This is a genomic window from Pseudoduganella aquatica, from assembly GCF_009857595.1.
GTDB lineage: Bacteria > Pseudomonadota > Gammaproteobacteria > Burkholderiales > Burkholderiaceae_D > Rugamonas > Rugamonas aquatica_A.
This window is the reverse complement of sequence record NZ_WWCU01000054.1, coordinates 21,466-28,732: the sequence shown is the minus strand read 5'-3', so window position 1 is coordinate 28,732 and position 7,267 is coordinate 21,466. Positions and strand designations below refer to the sequence as shown.

The following is a 7,267-nucleotide window of genomic DNA, read 5'->3' as shown; positions in this document are numbered from 1 at the left end:
TGCTGGCGCTGGCGCTGCTGGCCGCCGCCGCGCTGTTGCATCCGGCCCTGGACGACGCCGACGCGCGCGGCCAGCTGGCCCGCGCCGTGCGCGTGGGGCAGGACGCGACGGCGGCGGTGGACCGCTATTACTACGCCTACGGCCGCCGTCCTGACAGCCTGCGCGAAGCCGGCTTTGCGCTGGCCGATCCAGGCCTGGCCGTGGTCGACGCGCGCATCGACGGCGACACCGGCGTGCTGCGCATCTACCCGTCCGACTTCGCCCTGCGCGGCAAGGCTATTGCGTTCACGCCTGTGCTGGCCGAGAATAAGCGCGTCGCCTGGCGCTGTGCCGGCGAGGACATCCCGGCCCGGCTGCTGCCGCCGGCATGCCAGAGCAACCAGCCTCCCGGGACTACTTTTGACCACCACTAATCTGGAACTTGCCGCCAATGCGGTGATGGCGCTGTCCATCGTCCTGGCCGGACGCAACAATATCCACTCATGGTGGCTGGGCATCGTTGGCTGCGCGCTGTTCGGCGCGCTGTTCTACGGCGTGCAGCTGTTCGCCGATGTGGCGCTGCAGCTGTTCTTCATCGCCACCTGCGCCATCGGCTGGTACGAATGGGCGCGCGGCGGCGGCGGCAAGGCGTTGCCCATCACCTCGGCGCGCACCGGCACGCTGGCGTGGATGGGCGCGGCCGGCGTGGCGGGCACGGTGGGCTATGGCCTGATGCTGCACCACTACACCAGCGCCTACGCGCCCTTTGTCGACTCGGCGGTGCTGGCCTTCAGCATCGTCGCCCAGTTGCTGCTGATGGCGCGCCGCGTGGAGACGTGGCCGGTGTGGCTGCTGGTGAACGCGGTGTCGGTGCCGCTGTACACCAGCCGGGGCCTGTACCTGACGGCGGTGCTGTACGCGGCTTACTTCATCAACGCGCTGGTGTCCTGGCGCTGGTGGCGGCGCCAGATGGGCACGCAGTCCGAAATTAGTATATGATGGGCGTCATGCAGAAAAAATCAGACTATCCGGGCGCACGGCGCGCCGCCTCCAGCCGCAAGGAAGCGACGCACCAGCGCATCGTCGAGGTGGCCGCACGCGCGATACGGCGCAGCGGCTACGCCGGCACCGGGGTGGCGGACATCATGAAGGAAGCCGGGCTTACGCACGGTGGCTTTTACGCGCATTTCGCCTCGCGCGAGGCTTTGCTGGCCGAAGCGGCGGACCGTGCCGGGGCCGAGGCGGTGCGCATGTCTGCCGATATCGCGGCCGCGGCTCCGCCGGGCAAGTCCTTGCGGGCGCTGATGGAAGCCTATTTGTCGCAGCAGCATGTCGACGCGGTGGAGTATGGCTGCCCGGTGTCGGCGCTGGGGTCCGAGATGCACAGGCAGGCGCCGGAAGTGCGGCATGCGGCCACCCGCCACATCAAGGAGATGATAGATCTGGTGGCGCGCCAACTGCCGGACTGGGGCACGCCCGAAGCGCACCAGCAGGCCATGTTCATGGTCAGTTCCATGATAGGGACCGTGGTGATGGCGCGCGCCGTGGACGATCCCAAACTGTCCGCAGCGCTGCGCGAGGCGGCGCTCAGCCACTTTTCAAAATAGGTCCGCCGGGCTTTTTTTTAAACAGAAATATGATGAGCATCATATTGGAGGTAGCATGAGCAGCAAAATCGCAATCGTGACGGGCGCGTCATCGGGCATAGGCGAAGCCACGGCCGGGCAGCTGGCCCGGGCTGGCTACAAGGTATATGGCACCAGCCGCCGCGGCGCGCAGGGGAGCCGGCGCGGCTTCGAGATGCTGGCGCTGGACGTGACCAGCGATGCGTCGGTGCAGGCCGCCGTTCAGCAGGTGCTGGCGCTGGAGGGACGCATCGACCTGCTGGTCAACAATGCCGGCTTCGGCGTGGCGCCGGCCGCGGCGGAAGAAAGTTCGATCCAGCTGGGGCAAGCCATCTTCGACACCAACTTCTTCGGCATGGTGCGCATGATACGCGCGGTGGCGCCGCACATGCGCCGGCGCGGCAGCGGGCGCATCATCAACATCAGCTCAGTGCTTGGCTTCGTGCCCATGCCCTATATGGCCTTGTATTCGGCCAGCAAGCACGCCATGGAAGGCTATTCGGAAGCGCTGGACCAGGAACTGCGCACGCAGGGCATACGCGTGTCGCTGGTGCAGCCGGCCTACATCAAGTCTCCGTTCGACGCCAACCAGTTGCAGCCCGACCAGGCGCTCGATGAATACCGCGACTTGCGCGCGGGGCTGGACCGCCGCGTCAAGGAAGCGCTGCAGGGCGCGGACGGCCCGGACGTGGTGGCGGCCACCGTGCTGCGGGTGGCGCTGGCGGCGGCGCCGAAAGTGCGCTATACCTCGGGGGCGCTGGCAGGCCGCCTGCGCTTGCTGCGCCGCTTCGCACCGGCTGCGCTGGTCGAAGCCGGCGTGCGCAAGGACTTGCGGCTCGATACCCAGCCGTCATTGGTGAGGAGCGCAGCATGAAAGCCTGGTACATCAAACGCTACGGCAAGCCGGATGTTCTCGTGCAAGGCGAGCAGCCGGAACCTGCGCTGAACGGCGACGACGTGCTGGTGCAGATCCATGCCGCCGGCGTCAACCCGCTGGACAACAAGATACGCGACGGCGAATTCAAGCTGCTGCTGCCGTACAAGCTGCCTCTGGTCCTCGGCAACGACCTGGCCGGCGTGGTGGTGCGTACGGGCGCGCGCGTGCAGCGCTTCAAGGTGGGCGACGAAGTGTATGCGCGGCCGGATGACGACCGCATCGGCGCTTTTGCCGAATACATCGCGGTCAGGGAAAGCGCGCTGGCCCGCAAGCCCGCCAGCCTGAGCATGGAAGAAGCCGCGTCCATTCCGCTGGCGGCGCTGACCGCCTGGCAGACGCTGCTTGTAAAGGGCCAGCTCAAGGCGGGCCAGAAAGTGCTGATACACGCCGGTTCCGGCGGCGTGGGCACGATGGCTATCCAGCTGGCCCGGCATCTGGGCGCCACCGTCGCCACCACCGCCAGCGCGGCGCAGGCGCCTGCGCTGAAAGCGCTGGGCGCGGACGTGGTCATCGACTACAAGACCGAGGATTTCACGGCCATGCTGAAGGACTATGACCTGGTGCTCGATACGCAGGGCGGCGACACGCTGCGCAAATCGCTGGCGGTGCTCAAGCCGGGCGGCAAGCTGGTAGGCATCGCCGGGCCGCCGGACCCGGCGTTTGCGCAGCAGCGCGGCGCGAACGGCTTTGTCAGCCTGGTGATGCGCTTGCTCAGCTACGGCATCCGCAAAGCGGCGCGGCGCGGCGGCGGCAGCTACGCCTTCCACTTCATGACCGCCAGCGGCCAGCAACTGGAGGACATCGCCAGGCTGATCGACGCGGGCCACATCCGTCCCGTGGTGGACCGGGTCTTCCCGTTCGCGGAAACCGCCCAGGCGCTGGATTATGTCGCCACGGGCCGCACCAAGGGCAAGGTCGTCATCAAGGTGCGCTGACGGCGCTGCGGGACGCTGGCTTATATCCAGGCTGAATAAGCTATGCAGTTTTAATTCGTTCATGTATCGAAACTGCGCCGGTATAGTGCTGACTCCCGTATCGCCCCGATTGAATTTGTTTATGTTCCGTTTCGCTCCGCTGTCCCTCGTTCCTAGCCGCCACGTGCTGTACATGCTCTGCATGGCCCAGTGCATGTGCCGCGCTGCCTTGCGTTAAACACGCGCCAAAGAAACCCAAGCCCCTGCCGCATTCCGCTCCGGCCCACCAGGCCGGGATGGCTGCGCTCACCCAGGTTCCACGCGGACCGGGGCCGTTGTTCCATTCCCACCCAAGAGGAAACCATGTTGATCAAACCACTCGCCATCTCGCTCGCCGTCGCCTCCGCCCTCCCATCTCTCGCCGCCGCGCAGGAACTGGAGCGCGTCATCGTCACCGGCTCCAATATCCGCACCACGCAAAAGGAGGGCGCCAGCGCCGTCCAGGTGATCAGCGCCAAGGACATCGCTGCCAGCGGCAAGGCCAGCATCGCCGACGTGATCCGCTCCATCTCCGCCAACAGCGGCAACAGTTACAACGAGCAGTACACCGGCAGCTTCTCGGCCGGCACGGCCGGCCTGTCGCTGCGCGGCATCGGCCAGAAGAACACGCTGATACTGGTGAACGGCAAGCGCGTGAGCCCTTACGCCACCGCGCAGGATCTGCAGGAAGTGTTCGTGGACCTGAACAGCCTGCCGATGGCGGCGGTGCAGCGCATCGAGGTGCTGAAGGACGGCGCGTCGTCCGTGTACGGCTCGGACGCGGTGGCCGGCGTGGTCAACATCATCCTGTACAAGGAATTCAAGGGCACGGAACTGAGCGCGCAGGTCGGCAGCTCCACCGAGGGCACTGGCCAGTCGGAAAAGAGCGCGGCGCTGCAGACCGGCTTTGGTAGCCTGGCGAAAGACGGCTACAGCGTGGTGTTCTCGCTGGACGCGCAGCAGCGCGACAAGCTGCAGCAGGACCAGGTGGCCTGGATGGCCGGCAGCGATTTCCGCGGCAACGCCAATGGCGCGCTGGCCTGGGTGCCGGCCAACTATCTGAACAACGATCCGACCAAATTGCTGGGCGGCCTGCAAGGCCCGCTGCAACTGCAGCCTTACGGCGCCATCACGCCGGGCAAGAGCGGCACGGTGCAGGCGTATAACAATGCGCAGTACAAGACGCTGATTCCCGGCATCAGCCGCATCCACTCCTCGCTGCGCGGCACGCTCAAGCTGAACGAGGACACCGAAGCCTACGCCGACCTGCTGTACGGCCACTCGCGCGCCGACCAGACCTTCGGCGCACCGCTCACCGTGGGCAGCGGCCTGCGCGCGTGGAACAACGCCAGGCAGCAGCTGGACAACATCAGCGTGCTGCTGCCGGTGGGCCATCCGAACAACCCCGGCGCCACGCCGCTGCCGTTCACCGCGACCCTGTTCGACCTGGGCGCGCGCACCAAGCGCGACAGCGTGGACTTCTTCCGCGCGCTGGCCGGTGTGAAAGGCGCGCTGGCGGGCTGGGACTACGACGCGTCCGTGGGCCGCTCCGGCAGCAAGCTGGAAGAGACCGTGAACAACTTCGTCAACCGCTACGAATTCGAGAAGGTGCTGGCCGAGGGCAGCTACAACTTCGCCGACCAGTCCAGGAACAGCGAAGCGGTGCGCAACCGCCTGCGCCTGTCCACCTTGCGCCCGGCCGAGTCCACGCTGACCACGGTGGACTTCAACGCATCGAAAGAGCTGGCCGGGCTTCCGGCCGGCCCGCTGGGCTTCGCCTTCGGCGCGCAGTGGCGCCGCGAAGAGATGGATTCGCAAACCTCCACCGCCGTGTTGAGCGGCACCGAGCTGCGTCCGGCCATCAACATCATCCAGGGCAAGCGCGACGTGGCCGCGCTGTTCGCCGAGTTCAATGTGCCGGTGGTGAAAGACCTGAACGTCAACCTGGCCGGCCGCGCCGACCGCTACAGCGACTTCGGCTCGGCCTTCTCGCCGAAGGCCAGCGCGCGTTACCAGGCGGCGCAATGGCTGCTGCTGCGCGGCACCGTGTCGCGCGGCTTCCGCGCGCCGTCGCTGCCGGAGATCACCAACTCCACCTCGGTCAGCTACGGCAGCGTGATTGACCCGCGCGACCCGATCACGCCCACCCAGGCGCGCGGCGTGACCAACCTCACCATCGCCAACGCCGAGCTGCGTCCCGAGCGTTCCGGCAATGTAAACCTGGGTGTCGTCATTGCGCCCAGCAGCGACAGCAGCATAGGCGTGGACTACTACCGCATCCGCACCAAGGGCGTGATCGACACCGAGAGCGCGGACAACATCATCGCCAACGAAAAGACCGCGCCGGAGAAGGTGGTGCGCGACGCGCAGGGCCGCATCCAGACCCTGTACCGCCAGTACGCCAACCAGGGCGACCGCCTGGTGTCCGGCATCGATATCGACCTGCGCCAACGCCTGGGCCTGGGCCGCTGGGGCAAGCTGGCGCTGAACGCGCAGTTGAGCCATGTGTTCAAGTTTGAAGCGCCGCTGGCGCTGGGCGAGCCGCTCACCAACGGCGCCGGCAACAACTACTTCGGCTCCATCCCGAAATGGCGCGGCGTCACCAGCGCCACCTGGGACATCGGCGCCTGGGCCAGCACGCTGACCTGGAATTATGTGGACGGCTACGAGCAGACCACGCGCGAGAACGAGCGCGTGAAGCCGGTCGGCACGCTGGATGCGAATGTGGGCTGGAAGGTGACGCCGGCGGCGACGGTGAGCTTCATCGTGCAGAACCTGACGGACAAGCGCCCGTCGTGGGATTCGTCGACCGCCTTCTTCGACTTCACCCAGGCCGACCCGCGCGGCCGCACCGCAGCGGTCAAGCTGAACTACAAGTTCTAATCGTCGCTGAGCCTTTGCGCCTGCTCGGCTCCCTGCCGGTAGGCGCTGGGCGTGACGCCCATGCGCTCGCGGAAGGCGGTGGCGAAATTGCCCGCGTTGTTGAAGCCGATCAGCAGGGCAATGTCCTGCACGTCGATTTCCGTATCGCGCAGCAGCTGCACGCCGCGCGCGATGCGCTCCTCGCGGATGAAGGCGAACACCGTCATGCCGGTCTGCTCGCGGAACAGCTGCGACAGCTTTTCGCGGTAGGTGCCTACGCTGCGCGCAATTTCGGACAGGCTGGGCAAGGCCGCCAGGTTGTCTGAAATCAGCCGCTTGGCGGCGTTGACGATGACCGCGTCCGGGTCGGCCGGCGCGGCGCTTTCCGGGGCGCCCGGTTCGGCGCGCGTGCGCCGCATCAGGTTCAGGTGCACGTGGATGCGCGCCGCCAGCTCGCCCGGCGTAAAGGGCTTGGCCACATAATCGACGCCGCCTATCGACAGGCCCATGATGCGGTCCTCGGCCGCGTCCGCGCCGCTCAGGAAGATCACCGGAATATCGTAGGTGGCCGGATTGGCCTTGAGCAGGCGGCAGCAGGTGTAGCCGTCCATATTCGGCATGCGCACGTCGAGCAGGATCAGGTCGGGCTGGTTGGCCAGGGCCAGCTGGTAGCCCTGCATGCCGTTGAAGGCCACCGACACCCGGTACGGCAGCTCGCTGAGCAGATCGACCAGCATGCGCTGCTCAAACGCGGAATCGTCCACGATCAGGATGCTGCGTACATTCGCGTCGCTGGTTAAATACATGGTCGGCTTGATAAAGTTAGCAATTCCGTGTTGCGTATTATGCCTATTTTTTAAAATTTTTTAATGGTTTTCTCCGCGCCCAAAAGGATGGTCGCATCTGGCAAA

At 66.3% G+C, this 7,267-nt stretch carries 7 protein-coding genes; 6 read left to right on the top strand and 1 reads right to left on the bottom strand.

All coding sequences use genetic code 11. The features are described from left to right. The 6 genes from GTP77_RS27600 to GTP77_RS27575 form a co-directional block, all read left to right on the top strand. Positions 1–413 (top strand): pilin (locus GTP77_RS27600; RefSeq protein WP_187358874.1); only part of this gene is annotated, 413 nt, incomplete at its 5' end. Continuing rightward, the gene (gene pnuC / locus GTP77_RS27595; RefSeq protein ID WP_260049045.1) at positions 400–978 is read left to right on the top strand and encodes a nicotinamide riboside transporter PnuC; all 579 of its coding nucleotides are present in this window, start codon (positions 400–402) and stop codon (positions 976–978) included. The genes GTP77_RS27600 and pnuC, both read left to right, overlap by 14 nt. Then, the gene (locus GTP77_RS27590; RefSeq protein ID WP_161075361.1) at positions 975–1,586 is read left to right on the top strand and encodes a TetR/AcrR family transcriptional regulator; all 612 of its coding nucleotides are present in this window, start codon (positions 975–977) and stop codon (positions 1,584–1,586) included. Before pnuC ends, GTP77_RS27590 begins: the two co-directional genes overlap by 4 nt. Before the next feature lie 55 nt (positions 1,587–1,641). Continuing rightward, complete coding sequence (locus tag GTP77_RS27585; protein ID WP_161075360.1) at positions 1,642–2,478, top strand: oxidoreductase; 837 nt, start codon at positions 1,642–1,644, stop codon at positions 2,476–2,478. Further along, positions 2,475–3,476 (top strand): NADP-dependent oxidoreductase, encoded by a 1,002-nt coding sequence (locus tag GTP77_RS27580; protein ID WP_161075359.1) that lies wholly within the window; start codon positions 2,475–2,477, stop codon positions 3,474–3,476. The genes GTP77_RS27585 and GTP77_RS27580 overlap by 4 nt, the downstream gene beginning before the upstream one ends. 342 nt (positions 3,477–3,818) lie before the next feature. Next, positions 3,819–6,377, top strand: coding sequence for a TonB-dependent receptor (locus GTP77_RS27575; protein ID WP_229202400.1), 2,559 nt, complete (start codon positions 3,819–3,821; stop codon positions 6,375–6,377). Here the strand turns inward: GTP77_RS27575 and GTP77_RS27570 are convergent. Further along, positions 6,374–7,162 (bottom strand): response regulator transcription factor, encoded by a 789-nt coding sequence (locus GTP77_RS27570; RefSeq protein ID WP_161075358.1) that lies wholly within the window; start codon positions 7,160–7,162, stop codon positions 6,374–6,376. The genes GTP77_RS27575 and GTP77_RS27570 overlap by 4 nt on opposite strands. Between the last annotated feature and the right edge of the window lie 105 nt (positions 7,163–7,267).